The sequence below is a fragment of the Marinomonas sp. GJ51-14 genome, from assembly GCF_055808695.1.
Map to the genome: position 1 here is coordinate 1,403,994 of NZ_CM147879.1, position 19,314 is coordinate 1,423,307.

The window sequence follows — 19,314 nt, forward strand, 5'->3', positions numbered from 1 at the left end:
TCGAGCATAGAATGTCTTTCGAGCTTCTTTTCGTGAAGATTTGACCTTTAAAAAAATGTAATTTAGTAAAATTAACTGTAATTAACTAAAAAACGTGCATGAACAGTGGAATTTTCTGTCTGGAAAAACTCTAACCACAGATAATTCTCTAACTCCTTCGTATTTGCCTCTAAATACCCTATAAAAAACGCCAAAATAACATAAAGCATGGCTATGCTGATTTGAGTAGTGCCTTGTGTCAGGGTAGTATAATCGTCCATTTAGGTGGTCTTTCGGGTAGATAATAGTCATTCTCAAAAGTGAGTTTATTTACACTACCGCTTTATAACCCAGCCATCTGAAATTCAAATTTGTATCTAATTATTATTTTTTACGTTTCAACTGTGGGAGTTGGTGTATGAATGCAGGTCTTTATCGTCCTGGCGAGTTCAAAGATAACTGTGGCTTTGGCTTAATTGCTCACATGGAAGGCAATGCAAGTCATGAATTGCTGAAAACAGCGATTCAATCTTTGACATGTATGACACACCGTGGCGGTATCGCCGCCGATGGCAAAACCGGTGACGGTTGTGGTCTATTGATACAGAAGCCTGATGCTTTTTTGCGAACAGAAGCAAATAATTTGTTTAAGCATACTCTGTCAGATTTGTACGGCATTGGTATGGTCTTTTTAGATCAAGACGAAGCGTTAGCAACAGAGCAGCGTGATGTTTTGACTAAAGAGTTGGAAGGGCAAGGGTTAAAAGTAGTTGGGTGGCGTGATGTGCCAACGGATCCTTCCTGCCTTGGTCGTATCGCTGTGGAATGTTTACCTCGCATCGAACAAGTTTTTGTTGATAGTAATCGTATGGATGCACGTACCTTTGCGACGCGTTTATTTGTTGCTCGTCGTCAAGCAGAAATTGCATTGGCGCAGTATGAAAACTTCTATGTTTGTTCTTTGTCGGACAAGGTTTTGTCCTATAAAGGGTTAATGATGCCAGTTGATTTGCCATCTTTTTATAAAGATCTAGGCAATGAAAAACTGCAAACAGCGATTTGTGTTTTCCATCAGCGTTTCTCTACAAATACGTTGCCTAAATGGCCACTTGCTCAACCATTCCGTATGTTGGCTCACAATGGTGAGATCAATACGATAGAAGGTAACCGTAATTGGGCTTTGGCTCGTGCGAATAAACTGCGTTCACCATTGATTCCTGAGCTGCAAGATTTACAGCCTCTTGTGAACTTGACCGGCTCTGACTCATCTTCCATGGATAATATGTTGGAAGTGCTTGTTACTGGTGGCATGGATGTGTTCCGTGCTGCGCGTTTGATTATTCCACCAGCATGGCAAAACGTAGAAAACATGGATCCTGAGTTACGTGCTTTTTACGAATACAATTCAATGCATATGGAGCCGTGGGACGGTCCTGCTGGTTTGGTAATGACAGACGGTCGCCATGCAGTGTGCATGCTTGATCGTAACGGCTTACGCCCCTCCCGTTGGGTTGTGACTAAAAACGGCTTTATCACTTTGGCATCTGAAATCGGAACGTATGATTACAAGCCTGAAGATGTGGTTGCAAAAGGCCGTGTTGGGCCAGGTCAGATGCTGGTTGTTGACACGCAAAATGGTAAGATTCTGCATACAAATGATATAGATAATCGCCTAAAAGCCTTACATCCATACAAAAAATGGTTGAAGCAAGAAGCGATCCGTATCGAGTCTTTATTGCAAGAGTCGACTCAAGAGTTTGTTCCTTTTACAAAAGACGAAATGCTTATTTATCAAAAGATGTTCCAAGTGTCTTTTGAAGAGCGTGAGCAAATTTTCCGTCCATTAGCTGAAAGTGGTCATGAAGCGGTTGGCTCTATGGGGGATGATACGCCAATGGCGGTTATGTCTAGCCAGACTCGTCCATTAACTGATTACTTCCGTCAGAAGTTTGCTCAGGTGACAAACCCTCCAATCGATCCATTGCGTGAATCCATCGTAATGTCATTGGAGACCTGTATTGGCGTTGAGCGTAACTTGTTTGAAGAAACACCGAAGCACGCGAATCGTATCATCATGTCTTCACCTGTATTGTCCCCACGAAAATACAGCCGTTTGTTAGCCTTGGATGATCACCGTTTTCGCCTGGTTCGTTTGAGTACAAATTACAATCCTGACGATGTCACTCTTGAACAGGCGATCAAAGACCTACAAGTTAATGCAGAGAAAGCTGTCCGTGATGGGGCTGTGATTCTTGTGCTAACAGATCGTGATTTAGAAAAGACACATTTGCCAATTCCTGCGCCAATGGCCGTTGGTGCGGTGCATCATCATTTATCTGTCCAAGGTCTTCGTTGTGATTCGAACATCATTGCCGATACTGGTTTTGCTCGTGATCCTCATCAATTTGCGGTTTTATTAGGCTTTGGTGCAACGGCTGTATACCCTTATCTTTCATACCGTTTAATTAACGATATGATCGACAAAGGCGAAGTCTTGGGTGATCCAATTTCTGGTCATACCAAATATCGTAAAGGCATTAATAAAGGTTTGATGAAGATTCTTTCTAAAATGGGAATCTCAACAATGGCTTCTTACCGTGGAGCGCAATTATTTGAAGCTATCGGTTTGGATCCAGCGGTTGTTGATCTTTGTTTTAAAGGTGTTGCTAGTCGTATTAAAGGCGCCAAATTTGAAGATTTCCAACGAGATCAAACTACAATTGCAAGCAATGCTTGGAAATTACGTAAACCGATCCAACAAGGTGGTTATCTAAAATACGTTCATGATGCTGAATATCATGCCTTTAACCCTGATGTTGTACGTAATCTACAAACAGCTGTAGGTAGCGGCAAGTTTGAAGATTTCAGTAAATATGCTGAGTTAGTTAATACGCGTCCGGCCTCTATGTTACGTGACTTGTTTGCTTTGTCCGATAAAGCAAAAGCAATTCCTGTTGATGATGTAGAGTCTGTTGAAAGTATACTTCCTCGTTTTGACTCTGCTGGTATGTCTTTAGGTGCATTGTCACCAGAAGCCCATGAAGCATTAGCTCAAGCGATGAACGAATTAGGTTGTCGTTCGAACTCTGGTGAAGGTGGTGAAGATCCAGCTCGTCACGGTACTGAACGTCGTTCTAAAATTAAGCAGATTGCCTCTGGTCGTTTTGGTGTGACGCCAGAATATTTGGTCAACGCAGAAGTGCTGCAAATTAAAGTGGCGCAAGGTGCGAAACCCGGTGAAGGTGGTCAGTTACCAGGTGGTAAAGTAAACGGTCTTATTGCTCGTTTACGCTATGCTGTACCGGGTGTGACTTTGATTTCTCCACCACCACATCATGATATTTATTCAATTGAAGATTTGGCTCAGCTGATTTTCGATTTGAAACAAGTTAATCCAGAAGCATTGGTTTCTGTGAAGCTGGTTTCTGAACCAGGTGTTGGTACGATCGCGGCAGGTGTGGCGAAAGCCTACGCTGATTTGATTACGATTTCTGGCTATGACGGCGGGACAGCGGCATCACCGCTTACTTCTATTCGTCATGCGGGTTCTCCTTGGGAATTAGGATTGGCAGAAGCTCAACAAGCGCTTCGTTCTAATGATCTTCGCGGTAAAATTCGCTTACAAACAGACGGCGGATTAAAAACCGGTTTGGATGTTGTGAAAGCCGCGATTCTGGGCGCAGAGAGTTTTGGCTTCGGTACAACGCCAATGATTGCGATGGGTTGTAAGTTCTTGCGAATTTGTCACCTTAACAACTGTGCTACGGGTGTTGCGACACAGGATCAAGCATTACGTGACGACCACTTTATTGGTACGGTCGATATGATCAAGAACTTCTTCTTGTTCATGGCGCAAGATACTCGTCTATGGCTGGCAAAATTAGGTGTCGCACGTCTACAAGATTTGATTGGTCGCACCGATTTGTTGATGACACTTCCAGGTGAAACTGATAAACAACGGAATTTGGATCTGTCGTCTATTTTGAACAACGACCTGATACCTGCTGATAAACCACAATACTGTGATATGCCTTTTAATCCACCACACGATAAAGGCGAGCACGCTATTCGTATGTGGGATACGGTGAAAAATGCCGTTGAAGAGAAAGAAGGTGGCGAGTTTGAATTTACTGTGACTAACTGTGACCGTTCTATCGGTGCACGTTTGTCTGGTGAGATCGCAAAACGTTACGGTAACCAAGGTATGTCTGATGTGCCTCTTACATTGAAATTGACCGGTACGGCAGGTCAGAGTTTTGGTGTTTGGAACGCGGGTGGCCTGAATATGTATCTTGAAGGTGATGCAAATGACTACGTGGGTAAAGGCATGACTGGCGGTAAGCTTGTTATTCGTCCGCCGCGTGGATCTTCTTTTAAGTCTCAGATTTCAGCGATCATTGGTAACACCTGTTTGTATGGTGCAACGGGCGGTAAATTGTTCGCTGCTGGTACAGCTGGTGAGCGTTTCGCTGTACGTAACTCTGGCACCCATACCGTAATTGAAGGTGCTGGCGATCACTGTTGTGAATACATGACCGGCGGCATGGTAACTATTCTAGGTAATACAGGTTACAACTTTGGTGCGGGTATGACGGGTGGTTTCGCTTACGTACTCGATTTAGATCGTACTTTCGTTGATAAATACAATCACGAATTGGTGGAAATTCACCGTATCGGTACCGAGTTAACGGAAGAGTATCGTTCACACCTTCGCTCTGTAATCGAAGAATATGTCCGAGAGACTGACAGCGAATGGGGCCATGAAATCTTAGAGAACTTCTATGACTACATCGGCAAGTTCTGGCTAGTAAAACCAAAAGCAGCGAGTTTAGGCGCGCTATTGGCTAATACTCGTCAACGTCCGGAATAAAACACGCTGTTATGGCGCTTGGCAGTGAGCCAAGTGCCATGAACTAATCAGTCTGACCCATTTGAGAGAAGTGCCGTTTGTTTGTAAACGGCCAAGGAGATAGCAGCTTATGTCTGAGCGCTTGAACAATGCATTTCAATTCGTCGAAGTGGATCGTAAGGATCCTAAGAAGAAGCCTTTAATTACGCGTAAGGCGCAATTCGTCGAAATTTATAAACCTTTTGAAGAGGCAGGAGCGAAAGATCAATCGCACCGTTGCCTAGAATGCGGTAACCCATACTGTGAGTGGAAATGTCCCGTTCACAACTACATCCCTAATTGGCTAAAACTGGTTAGTGAAGGTAGCATTTTGGAAGCTGCAGAGTTGAGTCATCAAACTAACTCTTTGCCAGAAGTATGTGGTCGTGTTTGTCCACAAGATCGACTTTGTGAAGGTGCTTGTACACTTGGCGAAGGCGGTTTTGGTGCGGTGACCATAGGTTCTGTTGAGAAATACATCACAGATACGGCGTTTGCTTTAGGTTGGCGCCCTGATATGTCTAACGTCGTGCCAGTTAATAAAACCGTGGCAATCGTTGGTGCTGGCCCTGCCGGTCTTGCCTGTGCCGATATCTTAGTTCGTAATGGTATTAAGCCAGTGGTTTTTGACAAGTACCCAGAAATCGGTGGTTTGCTGACCTTTGGTATTCCAGAGTTTAAACTGGAAAAAAGTGTCATGACTCGCCGCCGTGAAATTTTTGAAGAAATGGGTGTTGAGTTTGTTTTAGACACATCTGTTGGTGATGACGTACCGTTTGAACATGTATTGGAAGAATACGATGCTGTTTTCCTAGGTATGGGTACTTACAAGTACATGAAAGGCGGCTTCCCTGGTGAAGACCTACCGGGTGTTTATGATGCTTTAGATTATTTGATTTCTAACGTGAACCACTGCCTAGATTTCGAAGAAGACGAAGCGGATTACATCAACCTAAAAGGTAAGCAAGTGGTTGTCTTAGGCGGTGGTGATACAGCAATGGATTGTAATCGTACTGCGATTCGTCAAGGTGCTAAGAGCGTATCTTGTGCCTACCGTCGTGACCAAGAAAACATGCCAGGTTCTCGCAAAGAAGTAACCAATGCCAAAGAAGAGGGTGTACAGTTCCTTTTCAATCGTCAGCCAGTGGAAATTATTGGTGATGGTAAGGTTGAAGGCATTAAAGTGGTAGAAACTCAAATGGGTGAGCCAGACGAAAACGGTCGTCGTAGTGCCGAAATCATTGAAGGTAGTGAGCAAATCATTCCTGCTGATGCTATTCTGGTAGCCTTTGGTTTCCAAGCGAGCCCTGCGCCTTGGTTCGAAAAATTTGGTATCGAAACGGATACTCGTGGCCGCGTGATTGCACCGAAAAAAGGTAAGTTCATGTTTCAAACAACCAACGAAAAAATCTTCGCTGGTGGTGATATGGTTCGTGGTTCTGACTTGGTAGTGACGGCCATTGATGAAGGTCGCAAAGCCGCAGAAGGTATCATGGATTTCTTGGACGTTTAAGTCTTAGTCGGTTCTATGAAAAAACGCTGATCAGAGGCATCTGATCAGCGTTTTTTGTTTTTGAAGGCAAATAGTTTTGATAAAAAAGATCTAAGTTCACGGGTGCATCGTATAACTTTTATTAATTCATAAAAACAGGTCTGATATGTTTAACTTTTTGAAATCTGATCCGGCTAAAAAGCTGGATAAAGAATATGGCGGCTACTAGAGAAGGCGATGCAAGCTCAACGCAGCGGCGACATAAAAGGCTATTCAGAATTAACCGAGCAAGCCGAAGCTGTGAAAGCAAAACTGGATGAAACAAGAGGCTAAGTTTGTAACGAGCAACTTATATTACCCTTTCTAGGCTTTCCTGTGGGCGAATCAAGGTTAGGCTTTCTTCCGCAAAACCTGTACCGGCTTCTGTGTAGAAGTTGAATACATTGTCTATGCCTGATGCCAATAATGTGTCTCGTTCATCTTGGTAGCGAGCAATAGCCGCGATTTGACCTTGGTAATTGGCTTTACGTAATTGTATGGCGATACTGTTGCTGTCTTCTGCTATTGGCAGTGCCAACATGATAAGTCGAATGCCTGTAGTATCTAAACGTTCCCACAGATCTGCATCTTCACCATCTCCATAGAAAACGTTTTCACCTACTTCTTGCATGAGCTTGATACGGCTACGGTCAGCATCCATGCCTGCAACATTATCTCCAATGAGGCTTTTAAGAGAATCGAAGGCTCCTCGTCCAACTCGGCCTAAACCAACGATTAATACTTCAGCATCTTTAGGTTGAGCGAATACATCTTCTGGTAAGTATTGTGGGCTTTCGTACCGACGGATAACTTCTTTGTTCTTCCTATACAGGCGATGTGATTGACGATAGATCACACTCGTAATAACGAATGAGAAAGATACAGAAAGTGCCAAAATCACTAACCACTCTTTTTCTAACCAGCCATTGGCCACACTTAATGCAACAACAATGAGACCAAATTCACTATAGTTTGAAAGGATCAGCGCGGATAAAAATGACGTCCTGCTGCGTAGTTTGAACTTAGTTAATAAGCCAAAGAAAAGGGCAAACTTGGTTAAAATAATGAGGGTAATGATTAAACTTACACCAATCATTTCAAGTGTTGGTAAGGCGGTGAAACCAATTGAGAGAAAAAAACCAATTAAAAATAAGTCTTTAAAATTCATCAAAGACTTATTCATTTCAGATGACTTTGGATGTGAAGCTAATAAAATACCAAAAATTAAAGCCCCCAAATCGCCTTTTACACCGACAAGGTAAAAAAGTTCATAACCGCCAAGCGCGAGAACAATTCCTGTTAACGGTAGCATTTCACCATGGCCTACGCGATCAACTATTTTATTAATGATAGGACGAACCAGTAATAATCCGAATAAACCAAGGGCCCAGATAGAGGGGATTTTACCCGTTGCTGCGACTAAGAAAACCACAGCAACAATGTCTTGCATGACTAATATACCAAGTGATAATTGGCCATGACGGGTTTTGAGTTCACCGTTTTCTTCAAGCAGTTTCATAACGCAGACCGTACTTGAAAAACTTAAAGCAAAACCAATTAAAGCGGCGGTTTTAAAATCAAGGATTCCGAAGTAAGGTAAGCTTAAAGTACCAAGAACAAGGGTGACTCCACCAAAAAGTATTGTCCAAACACTCATGTGACTGAGAGTGGAAGCCCATACTTCTTGCTTTAATAAATCTTTAACATGTAATTTTAAACCAATACTGAATAGCATTAATGTGATGCCAATATTCGCAAGAGAATCTAATGTGCTGTTTGCTTCAAACCCTAAATAATTAAGTAAAAAACCTGCCAATAAGAAACCAATAAGTGGCGGTAAGTTTATTACCTTAACGGCTAGACCGCAGACAAATGCGAATAAGATCCAAGTAAACTCCATATAGTCCTTCTAAATAAATGGGATGGTTTAAAGGTAGGTATCATACGAAATTTACTCGAACCATGCAGCTTGTTATCTTGTTATCTTGTTATCTTGTTATCTTGTTATCTTGTTATCTTGTTATCTTGTTATTTCAATATCTTATGATGCGATTAAGATATCGTTTATAAATTATTTTTTCATTCAGTCTACTCGATGAGTAAACTTATTCTATTTGATGTTTCATAGGGTGATATATGTCAGGTTCCATGTCTCCGGTAATTGAGAATTCTATTAGGCGCTTACCTGAAAAAGAGTTAGTGGCATTGTTTGCTTTAATGATGTCTCTGACTGCATTAAGCATGGATTCTATGTTGCCAGCCTTTCCGTATATAGCTGAAGCTTTGGCCATTAAAGATTATCAAAAAACACAATGGATTGTTTCTGCGCTGATTTTCGGAATGGTGTTTGGTGAAATTATTTTTGGCCCTGTCTCTGATGCGATAGGTCGGAAGAAGAGTATTTTGATTGGCATTGGTGTTTATATTCTAGGTTCATTAATTGCTTTGTCTGCGTCATCGCTGACGATGTTTTTGATTGGTCGTATGGTTCAAGGTTTTGGTGTTGCTGGACCTAAAATCGCGTCAAGAGCGCTTATTCGTGATATGTACAAAGGCGCGGCAATGGCGCGAATTATGTCTTTTGTGATGATGGTGTTTATTTTAGTGCCGTTATTAGCGCCAACTGTCGGTCAGTTGATTATTCAAGTAGCGAACTGGTATTGGATTTTTGCCTTGCTTATTGTTCAGGCAACAGTCGCAGCTGTCTGGCTAATGGTAAGGCAGCCCGAAACACTGTCTAAAGAAAATAGAATTCCAATTAATCGAGTTCGATTAATGATGGATATTGGTATCATTTTACGGCGTCGAGATGTTGTGGCATTCACTGTGTTGCTTGGCTGTATGTTCGCAGGTTTGATGCTATACATTAGTACGGCTCAATCAATTTTTCAGGATATTTACCAAACGGGTGATCGTTTTCCTTTCTTCTTTGCGATGTTTGCCATCGGTATTTCTTTTGTTAATTTCTACAACGGTAAAATAGTACAGAGCGTTGGTATGCTGCGTTGTGTGACGTCTGCTTTAAAAGTCCTTATCACCATGTCGTTTCTATTATTAGTCTCAACTTTGTATTTCGAAGGCATACCTCCTTTTGTACTTTTTATGGGTTTGGGGATGGTTATGTTTTCTTGTCTTGGTATGGTGTTTGGTAATGTAAATGCAATGGCTATGGAACCTTTAGGGAAAATGGCAGGATTAGGAGCATCTTTGATTTCATCACTTTCGAGCTTGATCGCAATTCTTTTATCAATCTCTGTTGGTCAATTTTATCATTTTACGATCATGCCGTTAGCAAGTGGTTTTGTCATATTTTCCGTTTTGGCTTTGATGATGTTGAGATATGGAAGTCGCTTTAGAGAGAATTGATGTGAAAGAGGAGTTCATCAATAAAGTGTTTTTTAAGGAAGTTGTTCTAACATGACGACTTATCATTAAACCTTGATTGAAATAGGGTAAAATTTCAGCCCATTTATTTGTATTAAGAGAAAGTCATGTCCTCCCAAACGTCGCCAACGGAATCATTAGCCAAACAACTTTTTTCCATGACATGGCCTATGTTGTTTGGCGTTTTGTCGATGATGAGTTTCCAGCTAGTAGACAGTGCTTTTATTGGGCAGCTTGGTATTCTTCCATTGGCCGCTCAAGGCTTTACCTTACCCATTCAAATGATTGTAATTGGTTTGCAGGTAGGTCTTGGTATCGCCACGACAGCCATTATTGCTAGAGCGCTTGGCGCCGGGAATGAGCGCTATGGTAAACAACTTGGTGGTTTAGTTTTAATGATTGGCAGCGTAGGTATGGTATGTTTTTGCCTACTTATTTGGTGCTTACGTCACCCTATTTTAATGCTGTTGAGTGCACCTGAATCTGTTTTTCCTATTATTGATGCTTATTGGCCTTATTGGCTGTTCAGCGTTTGGGTTGGTGCGTTAACGTATTTTTACTACAGCATCTGTCGATCCAACGGTAATACTTTTTTACCCGGTATTATGATGGTGGTGACCAGTGTATTGAACTTGGTATTGGACCCCATTTTTATTTTTACTTTAGATTTGGGCTTAAATGGTGCGGCAATCGCAACAATACTGTCATTTGTCATCGGCTTGTTAATCGTTGCTTCACAAGTAACACGGAAACATTGGGTATCGTTTGATTGGAAAGATCTCAATATAGGGAAAAGTTTGGCGTCAATTGGTCACATTATGGGACCCGCAATGGTTAGTCAGCTATTGCCTTCAGCTTCTTCTATATTAGCGACAAAATTGATCGCAGGGTTTGGTACAGCGGCAGTGGCGTCTTGGGCGTTAGGTTCACGCTTTGAATTCTTTATTATTGTTTCTGTTTTAGCTTTAACCATGTCTATACCACCTATGGTTGGTCGTTTACTTGGTGCGAATAAAATAGCTGATATTCGAGAAGTCGTGTCGCTTGCTTGTCGTTTTATTCTTTTTTTCAGTTGATTGTGGCTGTTTTGACGTTTTTTACTTCTGGCTTTTTAGCAAGTTTAATGACGAGTGAAGAAGCAGTATCTGACATCTTAAAATGGCATCTGGTTTTGGTACCCATCAGTCTAGGTTCATTAGGCATTTGTATGCTTATGGTGTCTGTTGCAAACGCCTTAGGTAAATCCTATACAGCATTAAGTATATCCGCGTTGCGTTTATTCGCTTTCTTTTTACCTTGCTTGTGGATTGGGTCAGAACTAGCCGGTCTAAAAGGTCTTTTTGTTGGAGTGTTGGTCGGCAATTTACTGGCAGGATTATGTGCTTGGTATATGTATCAGCGTTTGCTTAGAAAAATCGAATTCCATTCTTAATATGTTCACTTCCTGATGTTTTGCTGCCTCTGTTTTTTCATTTTTTGATATCGAGTTGACTTAGCGTCTCATCTCTATTTGGTTTCTTCTGATCTTTGTGTTTCGTCACTTAAAATATTTATCATACAAAACAATAATTTGTCATACAAAAGAATCATTTATCCTGTTTTTTTATCGTGTTTTAAAAATGATCGTTTATGGTTGTATTGGTCATTTTATACACTAAATATTATGATTTATTAGTTTTTGTGCATATTAATTAATCAATCTTGTGTTTTTATTGTGCAAAAAATACGATTTAAACGCAAAAAAATACTGTACTAAAGATTTGAATTGAGTGTATATTGTAAGACAAATAGGTAAAAAATACTTATGGTCCAGCTTTTTTGTACATCTATAGATGTCTAAGATGCATGGTTGAATAAGGTATGTGTATGATAAAAATAATAAATAATATATTTCATTTTTTAGCTTTCTTTATCACTGAGCAAAGTCGTTCTTTCGAGAGTCTACTTTCAATGATAGGGTGTGTAACGGTGTCTTCCCGTTCACTTATCAGAACATTCCTTTTCCATATAGTAGCGCTGCTGGCTTTTAGCCTTGGTGTGCTAGTGGCATATCTCTCGCTACTTCCTATTTCTAGACAAAATTTGCATTTTTCGATTTGTAAAAATTCGATGTTGCGTACTTATTGTCTTTAGTTTCGTTCATGTTTTCTATCCCCCGAAATGGTAGTTAGAGAGCGATGGTAACATTCAAAAAAAATAAAAAAGGTTGTTATAAATCCTATGTCTTCAAATCCAAATGTAACTCTTAATAAGATCTACAAACGCTATGGCGATGTTGAGGTTGTTAAAGGCATTGATCTTGCGATAGAGAAAAAAGAATTCATTGTTTTAGTTGGTCCTTCTGGTTGTGGCAAGTCGACAACATTAAGAATGATTGCAGGTTTAGAAGGTATTTCTGATGGTGAAATTAGCGTTGCTGGTCGAGTGGTTAACAATATTGCACCCAAAGATCGTGATGTTGCTATGGTTTTCCAAAACTATGCGTTATATCCACACTTGAATGTTTATGACAACATTTCCTTCGGTTTGAAGCTGAGAAAGGCAAACAAAGAAGAGGTGGAAGCATCTGTTAAAGAAGCTTCTGCTATCTTGGGACTTGATGAATATTTAGAGCGACGTCCAGCGGATTTATCCGGTGGACAGCGACAACGTGTTGCCATGGGGCGGGCGATTGTACGTAAGCCAGAAGTATTTTTATTTGATGAGCCGTTATCAAACTTAGATGCGAAATTAAGAACGCAAATGCGTGCTGAGATTAAACGTCTACATAAGCGTTTGGGTGTTACTACTGTTTATGTCACACATGATCAGGTTGAAGCGATGACGCTAGCGGACAGAATCGTCATTATGAAAGACGGGAAGATTGAACAAATTGGTACGCCAATGGAAGTCTTTACCAAACCTATTAATACCTTTGTTGCGAGTTTTATTGGCAGTCCGCCAATGAACTTAATAGAGGGTGAAATGGTAGAAAGTGATTCGAAGTTTTTTATTAGGTTAAAAGATAATAAAGTCCCTGTTCCTTCTAAAGAAGGTTGTTCGTTCAAAAATGGCCAAAAAGTATATTTGGGTATTCGTCCTGAAGATATGTATTTGAAGAAGAACGGGTTGAATAATTGTGAACGTATTAGTTGTCATGTTGATCTTGTTGAACCATTAGGTGCCGAAGCATTGCTGCACGTTAAGCTAGATGGTCAAGATGCTGTTATAAAAACGGACAGTCGTAATATATCTATTGATGAAATGAGCGAAAGTTCAGAAGTGTTTTTAAATTTAGATTATTTACATATATTCGATGCTGTAACAGAAAAATCAATATACTAATAATAGGTTTAATATGAGCACATTAGATATTAAAAAGCAGATTCGGTCTGCTGAATCGATAAAAAAACGTGTGGATTTAATTCAAAGGATTAAAAAAGATTGGCAAGTTTATTTTTTACTCGCCCCAATGGTTATTTGGTTCATCGTGTTTTTGTATACACCAATGAGTGGTTTACAAATAGCATTTAAAGATTTCAGCTTGTTCCGTGGAATATCAGGAAGTAGTTGGGTCGGATTTGAGCATTTTGTCACTTTGTTTGAAGATGATAATTTTTTGAGAGCTATTCAGAATACTTTTGTGATTAGTTTTTATGGTTTGATTTTTGGGTTTCCTATTCCGATTATGCTAGCTCTAATGTTCAATGAAATTCATCATTTTATATTTAAGAGAGTTGCTCAGACAATTGCATATTTACCGCATTTTATCTCTGTAGTAATTGTAGCGGGTCTTGTTATTAGTTTTTTATCTCCAACAACAGGTATTGTTAATATTGTTTTAGATGCATTAGGATTTGATAAAATTTATTTCTTAACTAATCCTGATTATTTTCGAGCTATTTTTATAGGAAGTAATATTTGGAAAGAGGCTGGTTTTGATTCCATTGTTTATCTTGCTGCAATTGCAAGTGTAAGCCCATCACTTTATGAGTCGGCAAAGGTAGATGGTGCGACACGTTTTCAAATGATGTACAAAATCACACTTCCAACTATCCTTCCAACCATACTTATCATGCTTATTATTAAAATAGGTAACATGGTGGAAGTAGGTTTTGAATATATCATTCTTTTATATCAACCATCTACTTTTGAAACTGCTGATGTAATCAGTACTTATATTTACCGCGTTGGTCTACAAGGTAGCCAATACGATGTTGCTACAGCGGCTGGTTTGTTTAATGCCGTTGTTGCTTTTGCCATGGTCTACACAGCTAACTGGTTGAGTAGAAAGTATTCATCGTCTTCTTTGTGGTAGGAACTAATTAAATGTCAGATTTCAATTTATATTCCCGTGGAGATAAGATATTTGGTTATGCAAATATATTTCTTATTTCATTATTTGTACTTAGTACGCTATATCCATTTATTTATATTTTTTCAGCTTCTATTAGCTCAGGTTTTGCTGTTTCTTCTGGTCAGGTAGTGTTTTTACCAAAAGAAATTACTTTTTCAGCCTATGAAAAAGTATTAAGTGATGTGGTTTTTTGGAAGTCGTATGGCAATACTTTCTTTTACACTATTTTCGGTACATTAGTTAGTTTAGCTATTATTATTCCAGGTTCTTATGCTTTATCTAGGCCTCAATTAGTAGGGAAGAGATATTTTAATTTCTTTGTGGCGTTTACCATGTGGTTTAATGCCGGAATGATTCCATTTTTTCTAAATTTAAGAGATTTAGATTTGTTGGATTCTAGGTTTGGTATATTGATTGCCTTTGCATGTACTGCTTTTAATATTATTTTATTAAGAAATTTCTTTGAAGCTATTCCTAAATCTTTTGAAGAAGCAGCAAGGATGGATGGTGCTAATGACTTCAGTCTTTTATGGAAAGTATTTATTCCATTATCAAAGCCAGCCATTGTCACAGTTGCTTTATTTTGTATTGTTGCCCGATGGAATGGATATTTTTGGGCGATGATTCTTCTTAGGGAAGAAGATAAAATTCCATTACAAGTTTATTTAAAACGAATAATCATTGAAGCTAATATGGATGAAGAATTTGCCAGTACTTTGTTATCAAGTAGTTATTCTTTTGAGACGATTGTGGCGGCAATTATTGTAGTTTCCATCATTCCTGTTCTTCTGGTTTATCCATATCTTCAGAAGCACTTTAATAAAGGAATTATGATGGGTGGAGTTAAAGAGTAGGGTTGTTTTTTCAAACATAAATATAATAAATGGAGAAAAAAATGATAAACAAAATAATACCTTCTACCGCATTAGCATTAGCATTAGCTGCAACGTCAGGGACGACTGTTGCTGCTGGTGCTGATGATCAATACAAGGTTACTGATAAACCTTTAGAATTAACCATTCACATGCATTTTCGTAATAAGTATGCATGGGATGAAAATTGGCCTGTAGCAAAAGAGTATGAAAAATTAACAGGTGTTCGGCTTAAAGGGGTTGCTTCTAAGATTGGTACAAATAGCCAAGAACTTTTTAATCTGATGTTGGTTTCTGGTAATTTGCCCGATATTGTTGGTGGTAATAGTCTGAAAGATAGTTTCATTCAATATGGAATGGAAGGCGCATTTTTACCTTTGAATGAGCTAATTGATAATTACGCGCCAAATATCAAAGCTTATTTTGAGAAAAATCCAGAAATTAGAAAAGCAATTACTGCCCCAGATGGAAATATTTACCACCTAGCTTATTTTCCAGATGGTCAAGCCGCTCGTGCTTATTATATTCGCCAAGATTGGTTAGATAAGTTAGATCTTGAGCAACCACAAACGGTTGATGAGTTATATGAAGTACTAAAAGCATTCCGTGATCGAGATCCAAATGGAAATGGGAAAAAAGATGAAGTACCTGCTTTCTTCCGTCATTGGGAAGAAATGATTCGTATGGTAACTCTGTGGGACGCTCGTACAACAGGAACTGATAGCTATCATCAGTTTTATATTAAAGATCATTCAGAAGTGAAGCATGGTTATGTAGATGAAAGTTACCGAACTGGTATTCGTAATCTAGCTAAATGGTATAAAGAAGGCCTAATAGATAAAGAAGTCTTTACTCGTGGCTCCAAAGCTCGAGAGTACTTATTAGGTAATAACTTAGGTGGTATGACTCATGACTGGTTTGCAAGTACCGCAGGCTATAATGATAGTTTAAGAGATACTATACCTGGTTTTAATTGGATTCCATTTGCACCGCCAGCTTCGCCAAGCGGTGTTCGTATGGAAGAAAATGGTCGTACGACAGTTAAACCAGATGGTTGGGCATTAACTTATTCGAACAAAAATCCAGTCGCCAGCATTAAATATATGGACTTTATCTTTACTGAAAAAGGGCGAAATATTGCTAATTTTGGTGTCGAAGGTGTCCATTGGAATATGGTGGACGGAAAACCAACATATACTGAAGAAGTGTTGACTGATTCTCAACCCGTCAACTCTCAAATGTGGAATGTGGGGGCGCAGATTCCAATTGGCTTCCGTCAGGATTATAACTACGAATGGCAATGGACAAATGGAATTGCTGCCAAGGGAATTGAATTGTATACCGATAATAATTACATTATTGAGCAATTCAACGGTGTCTCTATGACAGTGGCAGAGCGCCTTATCTATGACAAGTATTGGCCAGGTATTCTAACTTATATGTTAGAAGCTCAACAGCGTTGGATTCTTGGTAGTGCTGATGTTGATGAAGAGTGGGATGATTACATCACACGTATTAAAGAGCTAGGTTACGACAAAGTTCTTAAGGCTTATCAGTCTGCTTATGATCGTCAATATAAATAGCAATACTTATTAGTGATCAGCCGTAAAACACCTTCCATTTTTGGGAGGTGTTTTTTTTATGGTGTTGAATGTTGGTTAAATACTATGGATTTGATGGCATATTCATAATGTGGACATACCTTTATCAATATCAACACTCGTAAACAAATATAATTATTTATTGAAAATGCTATTGAGAATGAATACCATTTGCTTTGTTGTGTTTTTTATTCAATGGAGAGTGTTGTGGAAGATTCAGTACAGCAAGGAATTATTGATTTCTTACAGGTAGGTGGCCCAGTTGTATGGATATTGATGGTGTTTTCCGTTGTCGCTTTGACCATTGTTCTTTTAAAGTTGTGGCAGTTTTCTTCATTACGTGCCGAAAGTCTGAAAACATCCCAGCTAGGATTGGATGAATGGCGCAATGGTGGCGGTGAAAAATCGTTGGAAAAATTAGATGAAAAACGCCCGATTGATGCTCTAGTGGGTTACACCATACGAGCTTTATTAAGTGCGAACGTCAGTGTCGATTTGATTCGCGAAGAAACAGAGCGTCGTGCGATGAATCAGCTAAGTCAATTTCGTTCTTATCTTCGACCTTTGGAAATTATTGCGACTCTGAGTCCTTTGCTTGGTTTACTAGGCACAGTATTAGGCATGATTACAGCTTTCCAGCAAATGGAGGGTGCTGGCAGTCAAGTTGATCCTTCTGTGTTGTCCGGCGGCATCTGGCAGGCTTTATTGACGACAGCCGTTGGTTTGGCAGTGGCAATACCTGTAGTGACATTGCAAAGCTGGTTAGAACGTAAAGTAGAGCGTATCGCTCATAACATGAATGATGCTGTCACTCAGGTGTTTACTAGTAAAGAAGCAAAAATTCTGACTGAAAAAGCTGCGCAAGAGATGTTGCATGCCGCTTAACCTTTCTCAACCTAAACGTAAGAATGCAATCAGTCTGACGCCACTTATAGATGTGGTTTTTATTCTTTTGTTGTTCTTTATGTTGACCTCAAGTTTTGTGCCTTGGCGCATTGTTGACACGCCATTATCAGTATCGTCTGAGAACCCAAAAACAGCTGAAGAAGTAGAGAACGTCACGCTGATCTTGAAGTCAAACGACGATCAAGTGTGGCTGAGTAATCAGGTTATTAGTCTTACTGATCAATCGTATTTTGAAACCCTGATTGCGGATCATAATGACGGTACTTTTATTATCAAAGCCGAAGAAGGAGTGACATTGCAAACTCTGATGCACCTAGCCGATCGGTTGAAGATTCACGGTGCAACAAGAGTGTCTATTGCTAATGCTTTTGCTATGCCGGAGACGCTATGAAAATAGGTGAAAAGTACGCTAAACGTATATCCAGCGATGATGACAATATGGTGCCTCTAATCAATGTTGTTTTTCTAATGTTGGTTTTTTTTATGGTCGCTGGTCAAATTAAAAAAGCAGATCCCATTGCCGTCGTGCCTCCATATTCTATTAATGATACCCGTGCGGCGAATGATCCAAATGTTGTTATCGTGGTCGGTGTGGATGAGAGTCTTTACGTGGATGACCAATTACAAACGATAGAAAAAATACAAGCTTACTTAGAAGAGCAGTTTTCGTTGTCTTTAAATAAAGAGGGGTTCTGGGTACAAATTAAAGCTGATGGGGCCATTTCATTAGATAAGTTACGACCGATTTTTAATCAGGTTCGTTTGGCTGGTTTAACGAAAGTCAGTCTGGCAACTCAACTTGAGCGAGGAAAAGAATGATTTCCACGCGTCATTGGATTATTGCGAGTGGGTTGGCTATTTCAGTTCATGCTGGTGCTTTTTATACCGTATTTTATAATCCAGTCGAAGGTAGTCAGGCCGCAGGTTCTCAAGGGATTGAATTTGGTCTTGGTATGATGGGAGATTTAGGAGCATCAGCGCAAACCACACTTGCTCAAGAAGAGACCAAAGAAGTTGAAGACATTCAAGAAGAAGTTGAGCCTGAACCAGAAGTTGAGCCTGAACCAGAAGTTGAGCCTGAACCAGAAGTTGAGCCAGAGCCAGAAATTGAGCCTGAACCAGAGCCGATTGTTGAACCTGAGATCATCGAGCCAGAGCCAGAAATTGAGCCTGAGCCCATTGTCGAACCAGAAATAATCGAACCAGACCCTGTTGAGGTTAAGCAAGAATCTCCTATTGAAGTGAGAAAAATAGAGCCGACACCAAAAATCGTACCAGAACCAGAACCAGAACCAGAACCAGAACCAGAACCAGAACCAGAACCAGATGTTAAGCCTGTAGTGAAGCCGACGCCGAAGAAGAATGCACCGGAATCCATGGCGAACATGAAAGCATCAACAGGCTCTGGCAATTCAGCAAGCAGTGGTGGTAACCCTGGGGCTAAAGCGAGTTATACGACTCAGCTGCTCTCTATATTAGCTCAAAATAAACGTTATCCAAGAGCTTCTCGACGTCGTAATGAAGAAGGTGTTGTGACATTGTCTTTTGTCGCTCACGCGGATGGTTCTGTGTCGGGCGTTTCAATTACTGAGAGTTCAGGTTATAAACGTTTGGATAAAGCTGTATTAGACATGATTCGAAAATCGACACCTTTGCCTAAGTTCTCTAGTGATATGAAAGAAACAGAATTGAAAATCAGCTTGCCAGTTTCATTCAAACTGGGTGATGTTAATTAACAGAAAATCTAATTATTTGAGTTTATATACCTGCTAAATCAAAGCGCCGCCTTTTATGTTTGAAATGGATATAAGAGGCGG

Annotated in this window: 15 protein-coding genes; 14 read left to right on the plus strand and 1 reads right to left on the minus strand. The window is 39.9% G+C overall.

What is annotated here, in order from left to right; all coding sequences use genetic code 11:
* Positions 1-397: 397 nt before the first annotated feature.
* The 3 genes from gltB (at position 398) to AC0L3Y_RS06860 (ending at position 6,692) form a co-directional block, all read left to right on the plus strand.
* Positions 398-4,849: a glutamate synthase large subunit gene (gltB, locus tag AC0L3Y_RS06850; RefSeq protein ID WP_473470066.1), complete on the plus strand. Its 4,452-nt coding sequence runs from the start codon at positions 398-400 to the stop codon at positions 4,847-4,849.
* A 109-nt stretch (positions 4,850-4,958) separates the two neighbouring features.
* Positions 4,959-6,380, plus strand: coding sequence for an FAD-dependent oxidoreductase (locus AC0L3Y_RS06855; RefSeq protein ID WP_473470067.1), 1,422 nt, complete (start codon positions 4,959-4,961; stop codon positions 6,378-6,380).
* Positions 6,381-6,596: 216 nt separating this feature from the next.
* Entirely contained in the window at positions 6,597-6,692 is a 96-nt protein-coding gene (locus AC0L3Y_RS06860) for a DUF6435 family protein (RefSeq protein WP_473470068.1), read from the plus strand.
* Between the two features lie 16 nt (positions 6,693-6,708).
* Here the strand turns inward: AC0L3Y_RS06860 and AC0L3Y_RS06865 are convergent, their stop codons facing one another.
* Positions 6,709-8,298, minus strand: a complete 1,590-nt coding sequence (locus AC0L3Y_RS06865) for a cation:proton antiporter domain-containing protein (protein WP_473470069.1) — start codon at positions 8,296-8,298, stop codon at positions 6,709-6,711.
* A gap of 236 nt (positions 8,299-8,534) precedes the next feature.
* On the opposite strand from AC0L3Y_RS06865, the gene AC0L3Y_RS06870 reads away from it, so the two are divergent.
* From AC0L3Y_RS06870 to AC0L3Y_RS06920, 11 genes are all read left to right on the plus strand, one after another.
* A complete protein-coding gene (locus tag AC0L3Y_RS06870; RefSeq protein WP_473470070.1) occupies positions 8,535-9,764 on the plus strand; it encodes a multidrug effflux MFS transporter in 1,230 nt (409 codons plus the stop codon).
* Positions 9,765-9,889: 125 nt separating this feature from the next.
* Positions 9,890-10,858: an MATE family efflux transporter gene (locus AC0L3Y_RS06875; protein ID WP_473470071.1), complete on the plus strand. Its 969-nt coding sequence runs from the start codon at positions 9,890-9,892 to the stop codon at positions 10,856-10,858.
* An 11-nt stretch (positions 10,859-10,869) separates the two neighbouring features.
* Positions 10,870-11,214, plus strand: a complete 345-nt coding sequence (locus AC0L3Y_RS06880; protein WP_473470072.1) for a hypothetical protein — start codon at positions 10,870-10,872, stop codon at positions 11,212-11,214.
* 788 nt (positions 11,215-12,002) lie between these two features.
* Positions 12,003-13,106 carry an ABC transporter ATP-binding protein gene (locus AC0L3Y_RS06885; RefSeq protein WP_473470073.1) on the plus strand — a complete coding sequence of 368 codons (1,104 nt, stop codon included), beginning with the start codon at positions 12,003-12,005 and terminating at the stop codon, positions 13,104-13,106.
* A 13-nt stretch (positions 13,107-13,119) separates the two neighbouring features.
* Positions 13,120-14,079, plus strand: coding sequence for an ABC transporter permease (locus AC0L3Y_RS06890; RefSeq protein WP_473470074.1), 960 nt, complete (start codon positions 13,120-13,122; stop codon positions 14,077-14,079).
* An 11-nt stretch (positions 14,080-14,090) separates the two neighbouring features.
* Positions 14,091-14,972 (plus strand): carbohydrate ABC transporter permease, encoded by an 882-nt coding sequence (locus AC0L3Y_RS06895; RefSeq protein WP_473470075.1) that lies wholly within the window; start codon positions 14,091-14,093, stop codon positions 14,970-14,972.
* 41 nt (positions 14,973-15,013) lie between these two features.
* Positions 15,014-16,573 carry a type 2 periplasmic-binding domain-containing protein gene (locus AC0L3Y_RS06900; protein ID WP_473470076.1) on the plus strand — a complete coding sequence of 520 codons (1,560 nt, stop codon included), beginning with the start codon at positions 15,014-15,016 and terminating at the stop codon, positions 16,571-16,573.
* Between the two features lie 225 nt (positions 16,574-16,798).
* Positions 16,799-17,476, plus strand: coding sequence for a MotA/TolQ/ExbB proton channel family protein (locus AC0L3Y_RS06905; protein WP_473470077.1), 678 nt, complete (start codon positions 16,799-16,801; stop codon positions 17,474-17,476).
* Positions 17,466-17,888, plus strand: coding sequence for an ExbD/TolR family protein (locus AC0L3Y_RS06910; protein WP_473470078.1), 423 nt, complete (start codon positions 17,466-17,468; stop codon positions 17,886-17,888). The genes AC0L3Y_RS06905 and AC0L3Y_RS06910 overlap by 11 nt, the downstream gene beginning before the upstream one ends.
* The gene (locus AC0L3Y_RS06915; RefSeq protein WP_473470079.1) at positions 17,885-18,316 is read left to right on the plus strand and encodes an ExbD/TolR family protein; all 432 of its coding nucleotides are present in this window, start codon (positions 17,885-17,887) and stop codon (positions 18,314-18,316) included. Before AC0L3Y_RS06910 ends, AC0L3Y_RS06915 begins: the two co-directional genes overlap by 4 nt.
* On the plus strand, positions 18,313-19,233 hold the full coding sequence (locus tag AC0L3Y_RS06920; protein ID WP_473470080.1) for an energy transducer TonB: 921 nt from the start codon (positions 18,313-18,315) through the stop codon (positions 19,231-19,233). Before AC0L3Y_RS06915 ends, AC0L3Y_RS06920 begins: the two co-directional genes overlap by 4 nt.
* Positions 19,234-19,314: the final 81 nt, after the last annotated feature.

Excerpts from the sequence above, each read along its gene's own strand:
- gltB (WP_473470066.1), top strand. The coding sequence starts at position 398 with ATGAATGCAGGTCTTTATCGTCCTGGCGAGTTCAAAGATAACTGTGGC.
- AC0L3Y_RS06855 (WP_473470067.1), top strand. The coding sequence starts at position 4,959 with ATGTCTGAGCGCTTGAACAATGCATTTCAATTCGTCGAAGTGGATCGT.
- AC0L3Y_RS06860 (WP_473470068.1), top strand. The coding sequence starts at position 6,597 with ATGCAAGCTCAACGCAGCGGCGACATAAAAGGCTATTCAGAATTAACC.
- AC0L3Y_RS06865 (WP_473470069.1), bottom strand. The coding sequence starts at position 8,298 with ATGGAGTTTACTTGGATCTTATTCGCATTTGTCTGCGGTCTAGCCGTT.
- AC0L3Y_RS06870 (WP_473470070.1), top strand. The coding sequence starts at position 8,535 with ATGTCAGGTTCCATGTCTCCGGTAATTGAGAATTCTATTAGGCGCTTA.
- AC0L3Y_RS06875 (WP_473470071.1), top strand. The coding sequence starts at position 9,890 with ATGTCCTCCCAAACGTCGCCAACGGAATCATTAGCCAAACAACTTTTT.
- AC0L3Y_RS06885 (WP_473470073.1), top strand. The coding sequence starts at position 12,003 with ATGTCTTCAAATCCAAATGTAACTCTTAATAAGATCTACAAACGCTAT.
- AC0L3Y_RS06890 (WP_473470074.1), top strand. The coding sequence starts at position 13,120 with ATGAGCACATTAGATATTAAAAAGCAGATTCGGTCTGCTGAATCGATA.
- AC0L3Y_RS06895 (WP_473470075.1), top strand. The coding sequence starts at position 14,091 with ATGTCAGATTTCAATTTATATTCCCGTGGAGATAAGATATTTGGTTAT.
- AC0L3Y_RS06900 (WP_473470076.1), top strand. The coding sequence starts at position 15,014 with ATGATAAACAAAATAATACCTTCTACCGCATTAGCATTAGCATTAGCT.
- AC0L3Y_RS06910 (WP_473470078.1), top strand. The coding sequence starts at position 17,466 with ATGCCGCTTAACCTTTCTCAACCTAAACGTAAGAATGCAATCAGTCTG.
- AC0L3Y_RS06915 (WP_473470079.1), top strand. The coding sequence starts at position 17,885 with ATGAAAATAGGTGAAAAGTACGCTAAACGTATATCCAGCGATGATGAC.
- AC0L3Y_RS06920 (WP_473470080.1), top strand. The coding sequence starts at position 18,313 with ATGATTTCCACGCGTCATTGGATTATTGCGAGTGGGTTGGCTATTTCA.